Annotated in this window: 20 protein-coding genes; 13 read left to right on the top strand and 7 right to left on the bottom strand. The window is 41.5% G+C overall.

All coding sequences use genetic code 11. From position 1 onward, the window contains the following. Positions 1 to 6: 6 nt before the first annotated feature. Both QL986_RS13935 and speE read right to left on the bottom strand, forming a co-directional pair. On the bottom strand, positions 7 to 2,049 hold the full coding sequence (locus QL986_RS13935) for a glycoside hydrolase family 97 protein (RefSeq protein ID WP_016899330.1): 2,043 nt from the start codon (positions 2,047 to 2,049) through the stop codon (positions 7 to 9). Between the two features lie 139 nt (positions 2,050 to 2,188). Beyond that, positions 2,189 to 3,052 (bottom strand): polyamine aminopropyltransferase, encoded by an 864-nt coding sequence (speE, locus tag QL986_RS13930; RefSeq protein WP_013466096.1) that lies wholly within the window; start codon positions 3,050 to 3,052, stop codon positions 2,189 to 2,191. A gap of 199 nt (positions 3,053 to 3,251) precedes the next feature. On the opposite strand from speE, the gene speA reads away from it, so the two are divergent. Genes speA through QL986_RS13910 form a run of 4 tightly spaced genes read left to right on the top strand, consistent with a single transcriptional unit; the run spans position 3,252 to position 8,260 of the window. Beyond that, entirely contained in the window at positions 3,252 to 5,132 is a 1,881-nt protein-coding gene (speA, locus tag QL986_RS13925) for a biosynthetic arginine decarboxylase (protein ID WP_013466095.1), read from the top strand. Positions 5,133 to 5,192: 60 nt separating this feature from the next. After that, positions 5,193 to 6,065, top strand: coding sequence for an acyltransferase (locus tag QL986_RS13920; RefSeq protein WP_290191655.1), 873 nt, complete (start codon positions 5,193 to 5,195; stop codon positions 6,063 to 6,065). 18 nt (positions 6,066 to 6,083) lie between these two features. Continuing rightward, a complete protein-coding gene (locus tag QL986_RS13915) occupies positions 6,084 to 7,004 on the top strand; it encodes an acetyltransferase (RefSeq protein WP_013466094.1) in 921 nt (306 codons plus the stop codon). Continuing rightward, on the top strand, positions 7,001 to 8,260 hold the full coding sequence (locus tag QL986_RS13910; RefSeq protein ID WP_016899329.1) for a mechanosensitive ion channel family protein: 1,260 nt from the start codon (positions 7,001 to 7,003) through the stop codon (positions 8,258 to 8,260). The genes QL986_RS13915 and QL986_RS13910 overlap by 4 nt, the downstream gene beginning before the upstream one ends. Here QL986_RS13910 and chrA read toward each other — a convergent pair. After that, a complete protein-coding gene (gene chrA, locus QL986_RS13905; RefSeq protein WP_290191654.1) occupies positions 8,220 to 9,371 on the bottom strand; it encodes a chromate efflux transporter in 1,152 nt (383 codons plus the stop codon). The two genes, QL986_RS13910 and chrA, sit on opposite strands and share 41 nt — an antisense overlap. A gap of 184 nt (positions 9,372 to 9,555) precedes the next feature. Between chrA and QL986_RS13900 the strand changes: the two genes are divergently transcribed. After that, positions 9,556 to 10,188 (top strand): OmpA family protein, encoded by a 633-nt coding sequence (locus tag QL986_RS13900; RefSeq protein WP_016899327.1) that lies wholly within the window; start codon positions 9,556 to 9,558, stop codon positions 10,186 to 10,188. A gap of 95 nt (positions 10,189 to 10,283) precedes the next feature. Beyond that, on the top strand, positions 10,284 to 10,949 hold the full coding sequence (locus tag QL986_RS13895) for a hypothetical protein (RefSeq protein ID WP_024602199.1): 666 nt from the start codon (positions 10,284 to 10,286) through the stop codon (positions 10,947 to 10,949). A gap of 14 nt (positions 10,950 to 10,963) precedes the next feature. Here the strand turns inward: QL986_RS13895 and QL986_RS13890 are convergent, their stop codons facing one another. Then, positions 10,964 to 12,742 (bottom strand): ABC transporter transmembrane domain-containing protein, encoded by a 1,779-nt coding sequence (locus QL986_RS13890; RefSeq protein ID WP_024602200.1) that lies wholly within the window; start codon positions 12,740 to 12,742, stop codon positions 10,964 to 10,966. An 88-nt stretch (positions 12,743 to 12,830) separates the two neighbouring features. Here QL986_RS13890 and QL986_RS13885 point away from each other — a divergent pair, with 88 nt between their 5' ends. The 4 genes from QL986_RS13885 (at position 12,831) to QL986_RS13870 (ending at position 14,676) form a co-directional block, all read left to right on the top strand. Beyond that, complete coding sequence (locus tag QL986_RS13885) at positions 12,831 to 13,229, top strand: DUF3224 domain-containing protein (RefSeq protein WP_013466088.1); 399 nt, start codon at positions 12,831 to 12,833, stop codon at positions 13,227 to 13,229. A 17-nt stretch (positions 13,230 to 13,246) separates the two neighbouring features. Beyond that, positions 13,247 to 13,429, top strand: coding sequence for a hypothetical protein (locus tag QL986_RS13880; protein ID WP_008109493.1), 183 nt, complete (start codon positions 13,247 to 13,249; stop codon positions 13,427 to 13,429). A gap of 9 nt (positions 13,430 to 13,438) precedes the next feature. Beyond that, complete coding sequence (locus tag QL986_RS13875) at positions 13,439 to 14,056, top strand: LysE family translocator (RefSeq protein WP_024602201.1); 618 nt, start codon at positions 13,439 to 13,441, stop codon at positions 14,054 to 14,056. 77 nt (positions 14,057 to 14,133) lie between these two features. Continuing rightward, positions 14,134 to 14,676, top strand: coding sequence for a PH domain-containing protein (locus QL986_RS13870; protein WP_290191653.1), 543 nt, complete (start codon positions 14,134 to 14,136; stop codon positions 14,674 to 14,676). 62 nt (positions 14,677 to 14,738) lie between these two features. Here QL986_RS13870 and QL986_RS13865 read toward each other — a convergent pair whose 3' ends face one another. Both QL986_RS13865 and QL986_RS13860 read right to left on the bottom strand, forming a co-directional pair. Further along, positions 14,739 to 15,083 (bottom strand): rhodanese-like domain-containing protein, encoded by a 345-nt coding sequence (locus QL986_RS13865; protein WP_008467278.1) that lies wholly within the window; start codon positions 15,081 to 15,083, stop codon positions 14,739 to 14,741. 5 nt (positions 15,084 to 15,088) lie between these two features. Further along, positions 15,089 to 15,277 carry a DUF2892 domain-containing protein gene (locus QL986_RS13860; RefSeq protein WP_290191652.1) on the bottom strand — a complete coding sequence of 63 codons (189 nt, stop codon included), beginning with the start codon at positions 15,275 to 15,277 and terminating at the stop codon, positions 15,089 to 15,091. 131 nt (positions 15,278 to 15,408) lie between these two features. Between QL986_RS13860 and QL986_RS13855 the strand changes: the two genes are divergently transcribed. Genes QL986_RS13855 through QL986_RS13845 form a run of 3 tightly spaced genes read left to right on the top strand, consistent with a single transcriptional unit; the run spans position 15,409 to position 20,052 of the window. Next, complete coding sequence (locus QL986_RS13855; RefSeq protein WP_008467273.1) at positions 15,409 to 15,711, top strand: metalloregulator ArsR/SmtB family transcription factor; 303 nt, start codon at positions 15,409 to 15,411, stop codon at positions 15,709 to 15,711. Between the two features lie 5 nt (positions 15,712 to 15,716). Further along, positions 15,717 to 18,992, top strand: coding sequence for an efflux RND transporter permease subunit (locus QL986_RS13850; protein WP_290191651.1), 3,276 nt, complete (start codon positions 15,717 to 15,719; stop codon positions 18,990 to 18,992). Beyond that, positions 18,982 to 20,052, top strand: coding sequence for an efflux RND transporter periplasmic adaptor subunit (locus QL986_RS13845; RefSeq protein WP_033102759.1), 1,071 nt, complete (start codon positions 18,982 to 18,984; stop codon positions 20,050 to 20,052). The genes QL986_RS13850 and QL986_RS13845 overlap by 11 nt, the downstream gene beginning before the upstream one ends. Here the strand turns inward: QL986_RS13845 and QL986_RS13840 are convergent. Beyond that, entirely contained in the window at positions 20,049 to 20,726 is a 678-nt protein-coding gene (locus QL986_RS13840; RefSeq protein WP_290191650.1) for a nitroreductase family protein, read from the bottom strand. The genes QL986_RS13845 and QL986_RS13840 overlap by 4 nt on opposite strands. Positions 20,727 to 20,842 lie beyond the last annotated feature (116 nt).

Raw genomic sequence — 20,842 nt, 5'->3', positions numbered from 1 at the left:
ACCATTTTATAGTGCTTTAAAACGAATGGCTGTACCACCACTGGTGGCCAATTTTAGTGTGAGTTTATCATTTGCGGTAACAGTGCGTTTTTCGATTTTTAAATCGTAAGGGTTGTTCTTCCACTCTGCCTTATCACCATCTTTGTAGATTTGCGCTTCAAACTGTTTATCTTTATCTAAGAAGTCGAGTTTAACCTCAATGGTGCGGGCGTTTTCATCAGTTACAGCGCCTAAGTACCAGTCATTACCAGTGTAATGATCGCGTTTACGTTCTTTTCGTGCAAATACAATAAAGTCGCCTACTTCTCCATCAAGCGCAATACTTTGTTGCCAATCGGTCGGTACGTCTTGAATAAATTGAAAAGCATCGGGCTTAGCTAAATAATTTTTAGGTAAATCAGCCGCCATTTGAATTGGGCTGTACATTACAACATAAAGTGCTAATTGCTTTGCAAGTGTTGTTTGCGGGCGATTTGTATCGCCACCTAAGCCATTAAAGCTCATATCAAAAATACCTGGCGTAAAGTCCATTGGGCCTGCCAGCATACGCGTAAAAGCAAGCATTGGAATGTGCTCTGGTGGATTGGGTGGCGTGCCCCATGCGTTAAATTCTTGGCCGCGAGCGCCTTCACGAGCAATCCAATTAGGGTAAGTACGGCGAAGGCCGGTGTCTTTTATTGGCTCATGAGTATTAATACTTATTTTATGTTTTGCAGCTAGCTTAACGTTGTATAAGTACTCATTAACCATAAATTGGCCGTCATGCCACTCAAAACGGGCAATGCCGTTTTCATCAATGCGTTTAATATTGCCACCATCGGCCACATAACCGGTTTTAATTTGGCTTACATTTGATTGCTCGTAAAGCGCAAAAGCGTCTTCCATTTGATTACGATAATTTGTTACGTTACCTGAAGTTTCATGGTGGCCAATTAACTGCACCCCTTTTTGCTTACCGTAGCGGGTAAGCTCCTCAATATCAAAGTCATCATATGCTTGGGTAAAGCTAAATACATCGCCATTAAAAAACCAGTCGCCATCCCAACCAGTGTTCCAACCTTCAACTAATACACCATCAAAGCCGTATTTTGCGGCAAAGTCCATGTAGTATTTAGTATTTTTTGTGGTAGCACCGTGTTTTTCGCCACTACCCCAAGTATTCTCATTGATGTGCATGCCCCACCAAATACCTACGTATTTGCCTGGTTTAACCCAGGACACATCACCGAGCTTATTTGGCTCATTTAGATTTAAAATAATATCTGAATTAACTAAGTCTACCGCATGTTCGCCAATTTGAATGGTGCGCCAAGGCGTATTAAATGCACCGTGCTTTTTGACTGCTATACCATCTGACCATGGCGTTAAATCGGCGCTAAAAGTGCCTGGGCGACGTTGGTTAAGCACCATGCCCGCATAATCGACTAGGGCTGCTTCATGAATACTGACATGCACGCCGTTGCCATTTTTAAAAGTAAAAGGGGTGTGAGCGAGTGCAGCATCTTGTAAGGCTGTGGTGTTGTAGACATATTCGTAACGATTCCAACCGCGAGCAGGTATCCACCATGCAGTGGCTTTATCGGCACCGGCGATGGCAAACTCGGTCAGCTCTTTAGTAATTTCTGTTTTTTCAAAACCGGCTTGTTTAGGGACTTCATAGCGAAATCCCACACCGCTATCAAAGGCTTTAAATCGCACTGTGTATGTGCCACCGTGGGGTGCGGGTTTATTAAAGGTAACGGCAATTTCATTGTGCTTGTCGACAACGGTTTGACGCTCTCCCCAAGGTTGCTGCCATTGACTATCTGTTTGTGAGCGAGTTACTTCACTAATAACAAAACCTTCATCAAATGGCGCTTGGCTTTTAAATCTAAAACCTAAATGTGACTGCGTAATAACAGGTTTACCGTTAAAGCTAATAGAATAGTAAGGAGATGAAGATTGATCAGATATGGTGATTTTAATTTTTTGATCAGGCGATTCCAGCATGGCTTCTTTTGCAAAAGCGCTGCTTGAAAGTAAAGCAACTAGCAGTAAAGGTAATCTCATTGTGTGTCCTTTATGTCAAATTGTAGACTATGAGCATAAAGTGAAGGTGGGGTTATTACGAGATGACTGCAAACGTATTCAGTGTAATTAAACACATAAAAAAGGGCTCTAGCGAGCCCTGTTTTATATTTATAACTTATTATTTTTTATCAAAAGCGCGTTTCATGTAATTAGGTGTTGCGAGTGCACCGTGATGAATGCCGCCATTGTAGTATTCACTATGCTGTGCAATTGTTGCTGCGCCGTCTTCTCTAAAGCCATTAAATGCCTCAGATTTGCGAGCTAGCGTCACTGACCATAACCCACTTGGGTAAATAGGTTGTGGGAATGGGAGTGTTTGTAAATCGTTAAAACCAACACTTAGCATAGCTTCGCGCATTTCAACCAACAGTGGCATATGCATTAATGGCGATTCACTTTGTTGTACCAGTATTCCACCAGGGCGAAGTGCGTTTAAACAGCTAGTATAAAACGCATGGTTAAATAAACCTTCACCTGGGCCTACCGGATCAGTACCATCAACAATCACTACATCAATAGACTCACCAGCTGCTTCGCGCATGTATTTAATGCCATCGTCAAACATCACAGTAGCACGTGGGTCATTATTTGATTCACATAACTCTGGGAAGTACTTTAACGACATTTGGGTAACCACTTCGTCAATATCTATTTGAGTTACAGTTTCTACGCTTGGGTGCTTGAGCACTTCACGTAACGTACCGCAATCGCCGCCACCAATAATAACTACGTTTTTTGGGTTTGGATGCGCCAGTAATGCTGGGTGGCTGATCATTTCGTGGTAAAAAAAGTTTTCACGGCTACTTACCATAGTACAACCATCAATGATCATTAAATTACCAAAGTCTGTGGTTTCAAACATTTCTACTTTTTGAAAAGGAGACTGTTTTTCATCTAACTTTTTGTTAATACGTAATGAAAATGCGCTGCCATCGCGGTCGCTAATTTCAGTAAACCACTTACTTTGATCTAAATTTGCCATAGTTGTTGTTACACTTTTGGTTGAGTATGAAAAAAAGGAGGCAATTCTGCCAGTGCTTGGCCTATTGCTCAATCAAATTTTACTCTCTTTAGCGAATAAAGTTAGCTATAAAGAGGGGAAAGTTCAATTTTTGTTAGCTTAGCAGATAGTGACGTATTAAAATGCCCCTTTACACCTAATTTAATAAAGAAGAGTTGCCATGACTTGGGGTTTAGAAACAGCACGTGCTACATACAATGTTGCTCATTGGAGCGATGGTTATTTTGATATTAACGCACAAGGTGAGTTGATAGCCTATCCTGATGGCGACCAAACAAAACCTGCCATTTCTTTAAGTCAGCTTACTGAGCAATTTAAGCAGCAAGGGTTAACATTGCCCGTACTGGTGCGCTTTACTGATATTTTAAAAAATCGTGTCGATACGCTCACCAATGCCTTTACTCAAGCGCGCACTAACCGTGAATATAACGGCAAATACACCTGTGTTTATCCTATCAAAGTAAACCAACAGCGCTCTGTTGTGAGTAAGTTATTAGCTCACCCAAGTGGCCTAGTGGGACTTGAAGCTGGTTCTAAACCTGAACTAATGGCCATTTTAGGGGTGGCGAAAGAGCCTATTACTATTGTATGTAACGGCTACAAAGACAGCGAGTTTTTACGTTTAGCCTGTATTGGTCAAGCAATGGGACACAGCGTTAAAATTGTGGTTGAAAAACTCTCAGAGCTAACCACATTGCTTGAAGAAATTGATAATTTAGGCATTGAACCGGCTATTGGAATTCGTATTCGCTTAAATTCGGTTGGCAAAGGTAAATGGCAAAATACCGGTGGTGAAAAAGGTAAGTTTGGTTTAACCGCAGGACAAGTACTCAGTGCAGTGGAAGTACTTAAGCAACATAGCAAGTTGCATTTAATGCAAATGGTGCATTTTCATATTGGTTCTCAAATCGCCAATATTCGTGATATCCATCGTGCCTTGCGCGAATGTGCTCGCCATTTTGCTGAATTAACTCAATACGGTGTACCGCTAAATACGGTTGATGTGGGTGGCGGGCTTGGCGTTGACTACGAAGGCTCAGGCTCACGCAGTGCCTGCTCAATGAACTACACAGTCGAAGAGTACGCGCGTAATGTAGTGAATGCATTTGCCGATGTGTGCGATCAGCATAACTTAACGCACCCTGCTATTATTACAGAATCTGGCCGTGCATTAACGGCTCATCATGCAGTGTTGATCACCGATGTCATTGATGTAGAAAAAGCACCGAATCATTTAAACCCAGAACCGCCATTGGAAAACAGCGCATTAGTGCTAGATGAAATGTGGCAATGCTTACAACGTTTGAACCCACGTATGGCACTTGAAATATATCATGATGCTATGCACTTATTTAGCGAAGCACACGATCAATACGTGCATGGTTTAGTGAGCATGCTAGAGTGGGCGAAAATAGAGCAGCTTTACTTTACGATTTTACACCGAGTTCGTGCATCGTTAAGCGTTAACGCACGCGCTCATCGCGAAGTGCTGGATGATTTAAACGAAAAGCTAGCCGATAAACTGTTTGTGAATTTTTCATTGTTTCAGTCATTACCTGATGTATGGGGTATTCAGCAGTTATTTCCGGTCATGCCCATCGAAAATCTAACGCAGCCGCTTACTCAGCGCGCGATTATCCAAGACATTACTTGTGATTCTGACGGGCAAATACGTGAGTACGTTGAAGGTGCAGGTATTGAAACTAGTTTACCTATCCCTGAATATACACAAGGTCAGCAGTATCATATTGCCATGTTTATGGTGGGGGCATACCAAGAGATTTTAGGTGACTTACATAACCTATTTGGTGATACCGACTCAGTCCATGTTGAGCTTAATGAGCAGGGATATGTATTAACCAATGCCATTAAAGGAGACAGCGTTAAGGATGTATTAAAATTTGTTGATTATGATAGCGAGTTATTAGCTGATAACTTTGCCACTCAAATTAATAAACTTGATGTATCAGAACACTGTAAAGAAGGGTACCTAGCCGAGCTCAATGCAGGGCTTGAGGGCTACACCTATTTTGAAGATTAATTTAGTTGCATAGTTAAGCGCGGTCTTAGTGGCTGCGCGATGTTTAAAGGAATAGAAGTAATGTCAGTTATTCGCAGTGTATTTAGTATTTTCTTTTATACAATAAACACTCTTTTTTGGTTTGTGCCTATTTTTATTTGTGGCATCGTTAAGTTAATCCCAATCAAACCACTACAAAAATTAATGAGCTGGACGGCCAAGCAATGTGCCTCTATTTGGGTGACCTTCAACACGTTAAATCAAACGTTATTAACGCCAACTAAACTTAATGTTATTGGCCTTGAAGAGCTTAAATTAAAAGATTGGTACCTAGTTATTGCGAACCATCAAAGCTGGGTGGATATTTTAGTGTTACAGCGGGTGTTTAACCGAAAAATACCTTTTTTGAACTTCTTTTTGAAAAAAGAGCTTATTTACGTACCTGTTTTAGGTTTGTGTTGGTGGGCACTCGACTTTCCTTTTATGACCCGTACCAATAAAAGCCAATTAAAAAAGAATCCTAAATTGCGTGGTAAAGATTTAGAAACCACCCGTAAAGCCTGTGAAAAATTTAAAGAAATGCCAGTCAGTGTGGTTAACTTTGTTGAAGGGACGCGGTTTACAGCGCAAAAGCATGCGCGTCAAAATAGCCCGTTTCCTCACTTACTTAAACCGAAAGCGGGTGGTGTGGCGTTTGTAATGCAAGCCATGGGTGAGCAAATTTCTAAAGTGGTAAATGTCACTATTCATTACCCTGAGGGCATTCCTACCTTTATGGATTTTGCAGCCGGTAAAGTAAAACACATTGATGTACATGTTGAAGTAAAAGGCGTTAGTGACGACTTAATTGGTGATTACACTAATGATCCTGACTTTAGAGTACGCTTTCAAAGTGAATTAAACCGCGTGTGGGAAGAAAAAAACCAGACGTTGGTTAATCTCAAACAAAAATAACAAAATGAGCTGACAGTTATGCTAAAAAAATGGTTACCTAATTGGTTAAATGGCTTAATTGTTGGCTGTGTTTTATTTGCTAATTTAATAATATTTGGCGCATTAGTGCTTACCCTAGGGTTAGTTAAATTAGTGCTGCCCATACCTGTAGTGAGTAAATTATTACACAGTGCGTATAAAGGGTGGTGCAAAGGTAACCGCTTAGGGCTGTGGTTAGGCTGTAATAATATTAAAGTTAATATTAGTGGGGAGGTAAACGCCAACAGTTGGTATTTGCTAATCAGTAATCATATTAGCTGGCTTGATATTGCGGTATTGAGCTCGTTGGATGCATTGCCAGCCCCTAAGTTTTTTTTAAAAGATGAGCTTAAATACGTGCCATTTATTGGCACTGGTGCGTGGGCGATGGGTATGCCCTTTATGAAACGAGTGACCAAAGCGCAATTGGCTAAAAATCCGAATTTAAAAGGCTTAGATGTCGAGCGTACTAAGCGCAGTTGCCGTAACTTTCGTCATCATCCTACAACCATAGTTAACTTTGTAGAAGGTACGCGTTTTACTGCGCAAAAGCACCAGCATCAACAAAGTCCTTTTCAGCATTTATTAAAACCTAAGGCTGGTGGAACTGCTTTTGCCTTAGAGGTTTTAAACGAGCAGTTTGACGCTATGCTTAACACCAGTTTAGTGTATAGCGGTCAGTCAGATCATGTGTGTCGTAATATTTTAAAAGGCGAGTTGGAGTCTATTCATATTACTATTGAGGTTATGCCAATAAATACACAGATGATTGGCAGTTACCAAACCGATAAGGCATTCAGGGCCCAGTTTCAGCAATACTTAAATAACTTATGGACAGTAAAAGATAAGCAATTAAGCGCTATTCATATTCAACAAGCTAGTACTGAATTAACACCCAGTAAGGAAATTGAAATACCATGAGCAAAACACACCTACAGGAGCTAATTACTCCTTGGTTTGAAAAAGTCCCCGATGCTTTTTTTCTCAGCGCAATCACCGCCTCATCAATTGGCATTCTTTCATTATTATTTGTTTACTTATTTACTCGTCGCTTGATGTTACCGGGTATTCAAAAGGTGGTGACTAAACTCTCTCCTGAGCGTATTGGTTCATTGTCACCTATGTTAACTAAGCTGAATAAACGAATTGCTTGCTTGTTATGTTGTGTACTTTTTTTAGCCACATTTGATAGTGTTTATCCGGTTAATGCAATTGCTCAAGAGATCCTTAAAACCATTGGCCAAGCATTATTAATTATTTATATAGGTTTTATTATTAGCAGCATAGTGAGCATTGCTGGCGCTATTTATAACCAATTAGATTTTGCTCGCGAAGTACCTATTCAAGGCTTAATTCAAGTGGTTAAGCTGATCACCTTTATTGTGTGTTCAATATTAATTGTTAGTATTGTGCTTGAAAAATCGCCGACTTATATTCTCTCTGGTTTTGGTGCTATTGCCGCTGTTACTTTATTAGTATTTAAAGACACCATATTAGGTTTTGTCGCCAGCATTCAAATTGCCGCTAATCGTTTGGTGACCTATGGAGATTGGATCCAAGTAGATAACTACGGCGCCGATGGCGAAGTAATTGATTTAGGACTTAATACTGTAAAAGTGCGTAACTGGGATAACACCATAACGACCATCCCTACTTATATGCTGGTGGCCGGTTCATTTAAAAATTGGCGCGGTATGCAAGAATCTGGTGGGCGACGCATCAAGCGTTCTTTAAACATTGATATGAACAGCATCTTTTTAGTTGATGACGATTTTAAAGCGCAAATAGAAGCGGCTATACCACTGCAAGAATATATTCGACTAGGCACACTTCCCGATCCGGTGTCGAACTTAGGGCTATTTCGTCGCTATGCAGAGGGTTACTTAAAACAACACAGTAAAATCAATACCTCGCTCACACTTATGGTGCGTGAACTACAACCGCTTAATCATGGCTTACCGATTGAGTTTTACTGCTTCAGTGAAGACAAACGTTGGATATCGTACGAGCACTTACAAGCTGAAATTATGGACCATTTACTGGCCGTATTACCTGTGTTTGGGCTGCGCGCTTATCAAAGTGTCAGTGGGCAATTAAGCCCAGCTGACGGAGCCAATATGGCAGGTAAACCCAGCATTAAAGTGCCCAATAATGCTGTCCAAGGCCAACACCAATAAACAATAACAATAGCCACCAAATAGGTGGCTTTTTAATACGTAACCATGCAAACGCAGCAATCACTAATGCAATTTGCCAAATATTGCTTACGGCAGAAGTCCAAATGGGCGAATATAATGCAGCTGCCAAAAAGCCAACTACAGCAGCATTAAGCGCTGCAATTGAGCTGGTAAAGCGAGGATTACTGGCCAAGTTTATCCAGCTTTTTTGAAACGCCAGCATCAGTAAAAAACCGGGTGAAAATATCAATAATGTTGCGATTAGCGCACCCACTAATGGTTGTGCAGAGTTCAATTGTGCCCCCAAGTAGGTGGCTATAGTAAACATTGGGCCAGGAACGGCTTGGGCACTGGCGTACGCTGTTAAGAATTGATCATTACTCAGCGTTGGAACTCCCGCTTGCAAAACAGGTAATACAACGTGCCCACCACCAAATACCATGGCACCTGCTTGGTAAAAAGGCGCGAATAACGCAGCGTTTTCGCCAAGTGGGATAAAGCTGATGGCAAGTAGTAGTGCAAATAAGCCAAGAGCAATCCAATTGATGTTGGTTTTTTCTCTGCTAACATTTTCTGTAGATTTAGCTAAGTTAAGTAAAGGCCATAAAGCACCGATAATGGCAGCGGTTACTAAAATGGCGATTTGAGTGCCCAACATAGGAAATAAAATCAGTGCTAAAGTACTCATTATTGCCAGAAGTTTAAGTACCGCACTGGTGCAAAAGCTCTTCGCCATACTAAGGGTCGCATCAGCAACAATAACCACGGCAAATAGTTTCAAACCTGCAATAATAGCAAAATAAACAGCATCAAACTGATGTGCACTTATTGCAATTAGCACCATGATCAAAAACGAAGGCAGGGTAAAGCCTATAAACGCAGCGATACCACCGAGTACACCCGCACGTTCTACGCCAATAGCAAAGCTAACCTGACTTGAACCAGGGCCTGGCAGAGCTTGACTTAAGCTAATTAGCTGCGCGTAACGCGCTGTACTTAACCAGCGAAGCGAATCAACAAAGTGGTGCTTAAAGTAACCTAAATGCGCGGCAGGGCCGCCAAAGCTCATGCAGCCAAGCAAAAAAAACTGCCTAAAAATCGCAATTAACATAGTGTCCATCGCCTTTTGATAAATCATAAAATTGTCACAAACAAGTATGACATTATTATGAAACGCTATCACTACTTCCTTATTTGATAGGCAATATCAACGCTTATACGTTATTCTTCATTGTTGGTTCATACATATATTTGCATAATCGCAATAATAAATTCTAAATGAATAGGAAATTACCATGATGTTAACTAAATCACTTTTAAGTGTCACTGTCGTTGCTGTATTACTTTCTGGCTGTGAAATGAATAACACAGGTAAAGGTGCCGCTATTGGTGCAGCCGCGGGTGGTATTTTAGGTAAAGCTACAGGTAATCATAAAGATAAGCGTATTTTTATTGGTGCAGCTATTGGTGCGCTAGCGGGTGCTGCTGTAGGTGATTACATGGATAAACAAGAAGCTGCTTTTCGTGATGAGTTAGCGGGTTCGGGAGTTGAAGTGGTTCGTGAAGGCGATAACTTACGCTTAGTGATGCCCTCTAATATTACGTTTGCGACTGATCAATCTTATATTTCATCGGGCTTTCATGACACTCTAAATGCGATAGCAAGTGTAATGAATAAATACGAAAAAACCTACTTAAGTGTTGAAGGTCACACCGACAGCACGGGCAAAGACAGTTACAACATGACTCTTTCAGAGCAGCGTGCACAAAGTGTAAAAAACTACTTAGTGAACCAGCAAATTATGGCGGCACGAGTAAGCACGAGTGGCTATGGTGAATCACGCCCAATTGCCACTAACGATACCGCGAATGGTCGCGCGCAAAACCGCCGCGTCGAAATTCAAATAGTGCCTAATACACAAGGTTAATAGCTAAAACCGCGCAAATGCGTGATTTTGTATATTTTAATGGCACTTTTGCCTGCGTTAGCTGTCACAAATAGTTCTTCGATAAGGACATATTTATGGCAGCGTGGCGCACGGCAATTATTTTATCAATATGTTTACACGGATTAGTTTTGCTTTTTGCTGCTACATTAAAAGCACCTGACATAAAACCACCGCAATCAATCCCCATTAAAGCTTATATGGTAAGTGTGCCAGCTAAAATTAAAGCAACACAACAAGTCCCTCAACAACGCGCTCATACAAATAAAAATACAGAAATTAAATCTATTGAGCCTATTAATGCAACCCAATCAAAACCACTAAATATTAATTATAAAAAAACAGAGAAAACGACTAAGCCGCTAAATACCATCACGAAAAATACTCAGCCTGTAATTTTAAAGCCTTACAAAAAGATCGATTTAAACAAAGGACTCAACAGTATTTTAAAGCAACAAACTGGCTATTCTGATACTGCAAAGAATGACCCTCAGAAAAAGCGCATTACCGTCCCAAAAGAGCATGCAGGGAAGGTGAAGCCGCTATTAAAAATAGAGCAGCAAAATATGCAATTTACCACTTACCGACGAGGTGATAGCTGTTTTAAAAAGGTATCTATTGGTGCTGGGGTTATGCCCAAAAAGGACTTGCCAGAGAGTTATATCGTTGGTGTAAAGTGCGATAAAACCAAGCTAACAAAGGCTTACGATACCGCAATGAATAAATGGCTTCATAAAAAGTAACTACTAAATTGCAATCAATCTAGATTAAACTGTAATTCACATAGCTTTTGATACAAAGGGTTACTTGCCATTAATTGCTGATGAGTGCCTGTGGCTTTTATTTCGCCATTTTCCATTACCACAATCATATCGGCGTGTTTTACCGTGGCTAGTCTATGGGCAATAATCAGCGTTGTTCTATTTTGCATTAAGTGCTCAAGTGCGGCCTGAACATGATGCTCACTTTGCGCATCAAGTGCGCTGGTAGCTTCATCGAGTAGCAGTATTTCGGGATCTTTTAAAATGGCGCGGGCAAGTACAATACGCTGCTTTTGCCCACCCGAAAGCCTAACACCTTGCTCACCTAAAAAGCTGTTATAGCCTTGTGGTAACTGTTTTATAAATTCATCAGCATGTGCATGTTTGGCGGCCGCATAAACTTGCTCGTCACTGGCGCTTGGGTTGCCATAGCGAATGTTATGCATGACATCAGAGCTAAATAAAATTGGGTTTTGTGCCACCATGCCCATTTTGTTGCGTAAGGTGTTTAACGACAACTCTTTAATATCTATATTATGAAACTTAATCGCTCCGCTGGCTGGATCGTAAAAGCGCTGCAATAGTTCAAATAAGGTAGTTTTACCCGCACCGGAAGGGCCAACAATAGCCACAGTTTTACCTGTTTCAATATTTAAGCTGATATTATTTAATGCGCTTACATCTGGGCGAGAAGGGTAATTAAAACTAATACCTTCAAGTGAAATTGCACTGTTGCTGGTTGTTGCATGTAACTCATCATCTTGTGGAATTTCGGGGTTTTGTATTTTACTTTCAACCGCAAGTAGCTCGAGTAACCTTGCTGCTGCTCCTGCTGCGCGTTGTAGTTCACCGTAAACTTCTGCAACGGTCGCTACCGACATGGCCACCATAATGGCATAAAACACAAAAGCACCGAGTTCACCGCCCGTCATAGTGCCTGCTAACACATCACTACCGCCTACCCAGAGCATGGCACTAATAGCACTAAAGGTAAGAAAAATAACAGCTGCAATTAAAAACGAACGTTGTTTAATTCGGCTTTTAGCCACATTAAAGGCCTTTTCGGTTTCAAGCGCAAAAGCAGATTGTTCTTGTTGTTCGTGGCTATAACTTTGTACCACTTTTATGTTTTGAATGATCTCACCCGCGTAGGTGCTTATATCGGCAATAGCATCTTGGCTAGAACTGGCGAGTTTGCGCACCTTTTTACCAAACACTATCATAGGCACCAGTACTAAAGGGACGCAGGCCACAACGACCAAGGTAAGCTTTAAATTAGTAACAAGCAGCATAATTAAACCACCGACTAACATTAGCGAGCTTCGCAGTGCCATAGAAAATGACGAGCCAATAATAGATTGTAATAATGTGGTGTCGGTGGTTAAACGCGACATCAGCTCGCCGCTACGATTTTCTTCAAAGTAACTCGGGTGCAAGGTAACAATACGATTAAACACGGCTTTTCGAATGTCGTTACTGACTCGTTCGCCAATCCACGACATTAAATAAAATCGGCTGAATGTACCCACTGCCAATAAACTGATCAAACCAATTAATACCAACACAGCTTGTTGTAATTGCGCTTGCGAGCCGGCAATAAAGCCATGATCAATCACAAATTTAACGCCTTGCCCTAGCGATAAGTTAACTCCTGCGGTGGCAAGTAACGCCACTAAAGCCCCTAAAACTACCCATTTATAAGGCTTAATAAAATTGAATATAGGGAATAAAGCGCTAAAGGCGGCTTTATCTGAAGCAGGCTTGTCTGTAGGCATAGTAGATTCTTATTGATGATTAAGGTATAGATATGGCATCAATAGATTAAAAATCAATAGTATTAAAAATCATCAATAAGGAAAAATTATGACAACTAAACAGGTAACAGGCGAGTTTACCGTTTCATTAGCGCCTATAGAGGGGTATGCACACGGGCAGCAAGGCGTTAATTTAGGTCGTATGTCGATTGATAAACAATTTACTGGTGGCCTAACCGCAACTAGCCAAGGTGAAATGCTCAGCGCCATGACCCCCACCCAAGGCAGTGCCGGTTATGTGGCTATTGAACAAGTAATAGGCGAACTTGATGGTTTGCAAGGTGGTTTTGTACTGCAGCATTTTGGCACCATGGATAAAGGCCAAGATAGCTTGATTTTAAAAGTGGTACCCGACTCAGGCACTGATGAGCTCGCAGGATTAACAGGCAGTATGAAAATACGGATTGAGCAAGGGATTCACCATTACGATTTTGAATACATGTTATAAGTTCAACAAGGATTAAAATGCAAAAAGTAATCGAATTCAGAAAGGCCCGTTTTTTGGGTGGGGTAGATATAGTCGCACTAAATGATCGCATACAGGAATTAAACCAAGACGGCTGGAAAGTAATAAACGCAGTGCCATTGACAGGCTTTTATGGGCAAGTGCATGGTTATGCATTACTTATTGAAAATGAAGAAATATAAGGGTTACTAATGGCATTATCATTATGGTTTAGCTTAGCACTGGTATGCATGATGGGCGCAATGTCGCCAGGGCCTAGTTTAGCTGTGGTATTAAAGCATAGCTTAAATGGCGGGATGAAAAATGGCATGCTGGCAGCGTTAAGCCATGGTTTTGGGGTTGGTTTATATGCAGCGGCCTCATTATTGGGATTAGACGCATTAATGTTGCAGTTTCCTACTGTGTATCAATTTTTAGTGTACTTAGGGGCAGCCTATTTAGTGTATTTAGGTTTGAAAATACTATTTTCAAAACCTAACGACAGCGAGCTGCAAGTTCAAAAAAGTGCAGTGAGCAGTTCTAAGGCGTTACAAGATGGTTTTGCGATTGCATTTTTAAACCCTAAGTTGGCAATTTTCTTTTTGGCGCTATTTTCGCAGTTTATCGATCCAGAAAACCTTACATTAAACATCGGTATTATTATGTGCTTAACCGTTTTTGTAATAGATACTGGGTGGTATTTATTGGTGGCTTTACTCACTGATGTGTCTAAAAAGCGCTTTGGCTTTACCAAGCAAAATGTGTGGTTAGATAGACTATTAGGTATGGTATTTATTGCGCTTGCGATCAAAGTGGTAATTGGATTTTAACTATCAAAGTGATTGAATTGCGTACAGTTGGTAATTAATGTAACTTAAAAAAACTATAATTTAAAAGTGATAAAACGATGTCTAATATAATTTTAAAAAGTGCCACTTTTGATCACAAAGTCAAACAGTACTGGATGTGTTTAGCTGCAATATTTAGCCTTTTTCCAGTTGTAACTATTGTGCTTTTACCCGTTGTATTGCTTTTGGTGTGGCTAGTCGCAGGGCGAGTATTAGCAGCTATGTCGGCCGATTTACTAGAGCGCAAGCTAGTGGTTAAACGTGGTATTTTGTTTAAAGAAGAAAAATCGATTCCGCTTGAAAAAATCACTGATGTGGGATTAAGTCAGGGGCCATTAATGCGACTATTTGGTTTATACCGCTTAAGCTTTGAAACTGCAGGGCAGTCTGGTCACGGTGCATTAGTATCGTTACTTGGGGTAGTTAATGCCAGTGAATTTCGTGAAGCCATTTTAACTCAAAAAGATAACCTCACTGCAGATCAGCAAGCCCAATCTAATAACGATGAACCACAAAGCCAAGTAGAGCTCATCCGCTCGCTTACCTACAGCGTAAAAAATATCGAGCAAATGTTAGTCAACTTGTTGGATGAGAGGAAGTAAGGCGCAGGTATACATTAATTTTCGGCGATCGGTTGATCGCCGAGTGATTTAATTTTTGGCCTTTAAAATGCCTGACAAACAGCTTCTGCTTTACAGGTAATAACTGTGACGTTTTCATAACCTACGCGTGTCAGTGCTTCAGCGCTTAATGTTGCACGCGCACCACTAGCGCAATGTAAGTAAATAGGGCGTGCTGCGTCTTTTTCTATTTCCATTAACTTCATTTCAAGTAAGCCGCGCGGAATATTAATTGCGCCGGTAGCGGCTTTGGTTGCATGTTCAGCCGGTTCACGCACATCAATGAGTAATCCTTTGTTTTCACTGATCTCTTGTTTAGCTTGTTCGGCGTCGATACGACGTTGATTAGGCGTAATAATTTTTAGTAAATCGGGGATAGATGTAAGCATGGTGATTATTCCTTAAAGCCAAGTTTGCGTAATAGAGTGATTATTGGGCACCAGCTAGTAAAAGCTGATTGGATTAAGTTTACAGCGATAAAAGCGGTAAAGTATATCCACTTCGGATCGTGATACGTTTGCAAAAGGATTGATACAACAATCATGATGCCAGCGATAAGACGAAGTGCGTTATTGAGTTTCATAATAGTAGGTCACTTATTTGATTGAGTACAGAGCTACTATATTAGATATTGTTAAATTAGTAAATTCTAATATTAGACATTTCTTATCTAGCAATTTATACTAAGTGCATATTTTAGAATAAGAGCATAGTATGAAAATTGACTTTACAGCGATGGCGACTAATGTGGATCAAGCTGAGCAGCTATTAAAAATATTAGCGAATAAAAATCGACTAATGATTTTATGCTCATTACAAGATACCGAAATGAGTGTTTCGCAGCTTAACGAAGCCGTACCGCTAGCGCAGTCTGCGTTATCACAGCACCTAGCGGCACTGCGCAAAGCCAATGTAGTGGCTACTCGCCGCGAAAGCCAAACTATTTATTACCGCGTGATTGATCAAAATGCCGTGCATTTGTTAGGCACATTATATGGACTGTTTTGCAAGGGCTAAAAGTTATGAGCATGATTGATAACGCAGTAAAAAGCAGCTTAAGTGGCCGTATTCCGGTTATTATTTTTGTGTTGTCGATTTTGTTTGGCTTATTTGCTTTACAACAAACAGCGCGAGAAGAAGAACCACAAATAGTGGTGCCTATGCTCGATATATACGTATCGGCGCCCAACGTAGAAGCTCCAGAGGTAGCCAGATTGGTTACCCAGCCACTTGAAAAGCTACTTGCCCAACTTGGCGGTGTGGAACATATTTATTCCACTACACAAACGAATGCCGCAGTGGTTACACTTCGCTTTGAGGTTGGCCATGACCGCGAACAAGCTATTTTAGATACCTATGCAAAACTTAACAGTTATCAACATACTATGGCTTCTGTTATCAAAAGTTGGCAAATACGGCCCGTTGAAGTGGATGATGTACCTATTGTTATGCTGGGGCTATACAGTAAAGACCCACAACTTTATGGTGATTACGAGTTAACCCGCTTTGCTAACGAAATAGCCAACAGTTTACAGCGTATTGAACACACCAGTGAAGTAAAAGTCATTGCTGGTCGTAAACGAACCCTCACCATTAATTTAAATGCCAGCGCATTGGCTGCCCACCAAACAACCGTAAATGACGTTTTTTATGCATTAAGCGTGTCTAATCAACTAACGCAAGTAGGCAGTGTGGTTGATGGTCAGCAGCAAATTGAATTGCAAGCAGGTGATGTTCTACGAAGTCAATCTGCTGTAGAGCAGCTGGTAGTGAATGTTGTTAATGGCAAAAGTGTTTACTTGCTTGATGTTGCAAACGTTATTGATGGCCCAAGTGAAGCTAAGCATTACCAATGGCTTGCTCAATCGGCAAACCAGCAGCATTTACCAATGGTAACACTAAGCGTTGCAAAACAAACCGGCACGAACGCTGTTGCCGTCGCCAACGATGTTCATCAAATGATGGCGCAGCTAACACGCACGCTATTACCCCCTGAAGTGAGCTATGCGGTATTAAGAGATTATGGCCAAACTGCCGATGAAAAAGTAAATAACCTCACTTCAAGTTTAGTCTTTGCGGTCTTTACTGTGGTGATATTTGTGGGGGTGTTTTTAGGTTGGCGTCCGGCGGTTGTGGTTGGGCTGGCGGTTCCTATTTGTTATGGCATTACACTCTCATTAGATTTTGCATTTGGTTACACCATTAACCGGGTGACCTTATTTGCGCTTATTTTATCTTTGGGTTTACTGGTAGATGACCCAATCACAGGTATTGATAATATTAGCCGCTTTTTGAATAAAAAAGGCGATAAAAAACAGCAGATTGTTGGCGCAATGAGCGAAATTCGAAGTGCCTTACTTATGTCTACGCTCACTATTATGGTGGCGTTTATTCCACTGGCGTTTATCACCGGAATGATGGGGCCGTACATGGCACCTATGGCATTTAATGTGCCGGTTAGCGTGATGGTTTCTACCATTGTTGCATTTTTTGTAACCCCTTGGCTTGCGATGAAGTTACTCAAGCCTGATAACGAACAACCCTCCGAGCTTGCTCCTAAAGTTGGTGCATATCAAAGAATATTAAGCCCATTATTGGTTTCTAAGGGGCGAGCAAAACTTGTTTTGTGGCTAACCCTAGCATTATTTATTATTAGCGCCATGTTACCCGTGATGCGTTTGGTGCCTTTAAAGCTTCTCCCTTTTGATAATAAAAATGAGCTGCAAGTACTGATAGATATGCCAGAGGGGACTAATCTGGAGCGCACAGCTGCATTTACTAAACAAATCCAAACACTCACATGGCAATTAAACGAAGTAAGTGAAATAGCGGCCTATGTTGGCCAACCTTCAAGTATGGACTTTAACGGTATGGTGCGCGGTTATTATCGCCGTGAGGCAGCGAATCTCGCCGAGCTGAGGGTATTGTTAGTGGATAAGTCTGAGCGCGATCATCAATCCCATGGGGTGGTTATGCGCCTTCGCGAACAGCTCGCGATGCTAGCAACCGATGGCATTGTAATAAAAGTGGTTGAAGTACCACCAGGGCCGCCGGTACTGAGTACCTTAGTTGCTGAGGTTTACCGAGATGCTTTTGTTGATGAGCAAACACATTCTCAAGCTGCCTTGCGGTTAGCTGCGCGTTTACAACAAGAGCCTCATGTAGTTGAAGTCGATACCTCAATGGTGGCACCCTCGCCATTACAACGTTTTGTTACCAATAAAACCAAGGCCGCACTCAGTGCGGTTTCAACTCAAAATATTGCACAAACACTCAGTATTGCCTCTCAAGGTGAAAACGTGGGTGTACTTTATGTGAGCAATGAAACAGAGCCCGTTGATATTAAATTACAGCTACCTTATAGCGAGCGAAATCAGCTTTCGCAATTACTTGCACTTCAGGTTAGGGGCGACAGAGATTTAGCTAAAACCAGTAACGAGTTTGGTTTAAGCAGTGCGCCAAGGCCGTTAGTATCGCTTTCAGAACTCGGTGAATTTACACAACATCATGTTGCTAAAACGATTGTTCGTAAAGATCAGCGTGACGTGATTTATGTTATGGCTGAGCTTAATGGGCGCACACCAGCGGAAGTGATTGCTGATGTGAATGCTGATTTAAATGTATCAAACGATGAGTTTGTTAAAACATCGTGGGTAGGTCGTCACTTTTTTAATAATGGCGGAACTGCTCCATGGCAATTACCACAAGGAACCCATGTCAGCTTTAGCGGCGAGGGGGAATGGCGCATAACCATTGATGTATTTAGAGATATGGGCATTGCCTTTGCGTTTGCGCTCAGTGCTATATTTATAATTTTACGGGTACAAACACAGTCGGCGAGTTTATCGCTGATTATCATGTCGGCTATTCCGTTAACAGTGATAGGCATAATGCCAGGTTTTTGGCTGTTAAATCAGTTTGGTGAGCGCTCTATAGCTGGAGCCCCAGAGCCGGTATTATTTACTGCCACAGCGATGATAGGCATGATTGCCCTTGCAGGTATCGTGGTGCGTAACTCACTTATTTTGGTTGAGTTTATTAATCAAGCTCGCGGCCAAGGCATGGCAATTAAAGAGGCGCTTGTTGCAGCGGGTACGGTGCGAATGCGCCCTGTGCTCCTAACCGCAGGTACCACTTTGTTGGGTAACTTAGTGATCACACTCGATCCGGTATTTAGCGGGCTCGCGATTGCGATTATTTTTGGCATTGTGGCGTCTACATTATTTTCATTATTTGTAGTACCGCTTGTTTATTATTTAGTGTTTGCAAGCACAGAGGATGAAGCGCATGCAGGGTAAATCAAAACTTATAGGCACATTTGCCGCGTTATTTGTCATTATTATGGCTGTGTTTTATATGGCAGGCAGCTTTTCTGACAAGCAAGCTGCTGGCTTAAAAGAATCACAAATAACGAGCTATCAAGGTGAGCGAGTAACGGTAACGCTGCAAAGTATTGCAGGCACTGAGCAGGTACCAGGTAGTGTAATAGCAAAACAAAATACGCAAATTTCATCGCATGTTATGGCGCAGGTTGAGCAGTTAAAAGTACGTGCTGGCGATAAAGTCGCTAAGGGCGATTTACTTATTATGCTCAAGCAAGATGATTTTAAAGCAGCATTAGCGCAAAGCAGTGCAAATATTAATGCGGTGCAAGCGTCGTTAACGCAAGCTAAAAAGCAACTAGCCAGAATGATTGATTTAAATGCGCAAGGATTAGTATCTGTTAGTGAATTAGATGACGCCAAAGCAAAGTTTGAAAACTTAACCGCTAATTTAGCGGTTGCTAAGCAACAGCAAACGCAAGCTCAGGTATCGCTTAATTATACGCGTATTACTGCCCCTATTTCGGGCGTGGTCGTTGAGCGCCTAACTGAACCTGGCGATACTGCAACACCCGGTAAACCGCTGATTACTTTGTATAACCCATTACAGTTACAGCTTGAATTTAATGTACGTGAACAACAAGCAGTAAAATTAAGAGTAGGGGACAGTTTAAATGTGGTATTACCTTCTCTAGATATAACAACACCCGCAACGGTGAGCGAAATTGTACCAGTGGCAGATAACGCGGCGCGCAGCTTGCTTATTCGTTTAGAAGCCGATGCGCAACTTGGTTTAATGCCAGGCCTTTATGCTCAACTACAGTTACCAATAAAAAGTACCCAAGGTGTATTAATTGATCCACGTTGGGTGCATGAGTTTGGTCAGCTCAATATGGTGTATGTACTTGAAAACGAAACGCTGGTTAAACGTTTCGTGCGTTTAGGCAGTATTATAAATAACCAGCAACACGTAATAGCAGGCCTAAAAGAGGGTGATGTACTTGCTGTTGATTACATGCCAAGTCAAAGCGATTAAATAAAACTTGCAATTTCATCAATCGACTTTTTATCTAGGGCGTGCAGCGGCACTGTTGCATGCTCATCTGGGTAACCAGTAATAAGTAACATATAAGGGCGTTCGTTGTCTTTATCACGCCCACAAATATCGGTTAGAAAACTCATCGGTTTTGGTGTGTGGGTAAGTGTTGCAAGGCCTGCGCGGTGCAAGGCTTGAATTAAAAAGCCAGTGGCAAGGCCTACCGATTCATGCACATAGTAATTCGTGTTTTTATCGTCCATATTTACACCCCCCTTTTTTTGACTAAACACCGCGATTAACCATGGCGCGTGCTCTAAATAGGGTTTGTTAGCATCGGTGCCTAAGGGTTTTAGTGCATCTAACCATTCTTCACCTGCGCGACCTTCATAAAATGAGCGCTCTAGCTTTTCAGCGGCCTCTCGTATTTGTTTTTTAACATCTGCACTATTAATGGCTACAAAATGCCAAGGCTGGTGGTTTGCGCCACTAGGCGCTGTACCTGCCGCTTTTATACAGGTTTCGATGATTTCTTTTGGCACTGGGCGGTTACTAAAGCTACGAATACTATGACGGCGTTGACTCGTTTGTAAAAACTCATTCGCACGCGTCAGCATTTCCTCTTGAGGGTATTCTATAAAATCGGCTAATAGTTGGCTTTTATGATTTTGCATGGCTGTTCGCTTCTTATTTTTAGAGTGTGTGGTTTAAAATAGCAGCAAAGGCTTTATCTGCTAAGGTTTATAAAACCCGCGCTACGCATAAAATATTTATATCATATTACAAGGCT

It is taken from the genome of Pseudoalteromonas sp. APC 3250 (assembly GCF_030407915.1).
In the GTDB taxonomy this organism is placed as follows: domain Bacteria; phylum Pseudomonadota; class Gammaproteobacteria; order Enterobacterales; family Alteromonadaceae; genus Pseudoalteromonas; species Pseudoalteromonas tetraodonis.
Note: the sequence above shows the minus strand (reverse complement) of the source record. Positions and strands in the feature narration are given on the sequence as shown.

Excerpts from the sequence above, each read along its gene's own strand:
- QL986_RS13900 (WP_016899327.1), top strand. The coding sequence starts at position 9,556 with ATGATGTTAACTAAATCACTTTTAAGTGTCACTGTCGTTGCTGTATTA.
- QL986_RS13935 (WP_016899330.1), bottom strand. The coding sequence starts at position 2,049 with ATGAGATTACCTTTACTGCTAGTTGCTTTACTTTCAAGCAGCGCTTTT.
- QL986_RS13865 (WP_008467278.1), bottom strand. The coding sequence starts at position 15,083 with ATGCTTACATCTATCCCCGATTTACTAAAAATTATTACGCCTAATCAA.
- QL986_RS13880 (WP_008109493.1), top strand. The coding sequence starts at position 13,247 with ATGCAAAAAGTAATCGAATTCAGAAAGGCCCGTTTTTTGGGTGGGGTA.
- QL986_RS13870 (WP_290191653.1), top strand. The coding sequence starts at position 14,134 with ATGTCTAATATAATTTTAAAAAGTGCCACTTTTGATCACAAAGTCAAA.
- QL986_RS13840 (WP_290191650.1), bottom strand. The coding sequence starts at position 20,726 with ATGCAAAATCATAAAAGCCAACTATTAGCCGATTTTATAGAATACCCT.
- speA (WP_013466095.1), top strand. The coding sequence starts at position 3,252 with ATGACTTGGGGTTTAGAAACAGCACGTGCTACATACAATGTTGCTCAT.
- QL986_RS13850 (WP_290191651.1), top strand. The coding sequence starts at position 15,717 with ATGAGCATGATTGATAACGCAGTAAAAAGCAGCTTAAGTGGCCGTATT.
- speE (WP_013466096.1), bottom strand. The coding sequence starts at position 3,052 with ATGGCAAATTTAGATCAAAGTAAGTGGTTTACTGAAATTAGCGACCGC.
- QL986_RS13845 (WP_033102759.1), top strand. The coding sequence starts at position 18,982 with ATGCAGGGTAAATCAAAACTTATAGGCACATTTGCCGCGTTATTTGTC.
- QL986_RS13920 (WP_290191655.1), top strand. The coding sequence starts at position 5,193 with ATGTCAGTTATTCGCAGTGTATTTAGTATTTTCTTTTATACAATAAAC.
- QL986_RS13910 (WP_016899329.1), top strand. The coding sequence starts at position 7,001 with ATGAGCAAAACACACCTACAGGAGCTAATTACTCCTTGGTTTGAAAAA.
- QL986_RS13875 (WP_024602201.1), top strand. The coding sequence starts at position 13,439 with ATGGCATTATCATTATGGTTTAGCTTAGCACTGGTATGCATGATGGGC.
- QL986_RS13890 (WP_024602200.1), bottom strand. The coding sequence starts at position 12,742 with ATGCCTACAGACAAGCCTGCTTCAGATAAAGCCGCCTTTAGCGCTTTA.
- QL986_RS13895 (WP_024602199.1), top strand. The coding sequence starts at position 10,284 with ATGGCAGCGTGGCGCACGGCAATTATTTTATCAATATGTTTACACGGA.
- QL986_RS13915 (WP_013466094.1), top strand. The coding sequence starts at position 6,084 with ATGCTAAAAAAATGGTTACCTAATTGGTTAAATGGCTTAATTGTTGGC.
- chrA (WP_290191654.1), bottom strand. The coding sequence starts at position 9,371 with ATGTTAATTGCGATTTTTAGGCAGTTTTTTTTGCTTGGCTGCATGAGC.
- QL986_RS13855 (WP_008467273.1), top strand. The coding sequence starts at position 15,409 with ATGAAAATTGACTTTACAGCGATGGCGACTAATGTGGATCAAGCTGAG.
- QL986_RS13860 (WP_290191652.1), bottom strand. The coding sequence starts at position 15,277 with ATGAAACTCAATAACGCACTTCGTCTTATCGCTGGCATCATGATTGTT.
- QL986_RS13885 (WP_013466088.1), top strand. The coding sequence starts at position 12,831 with ATGACAACTAAACAGGTAACAGGCGAGTTTACCGTTTCATTAGCGCCT.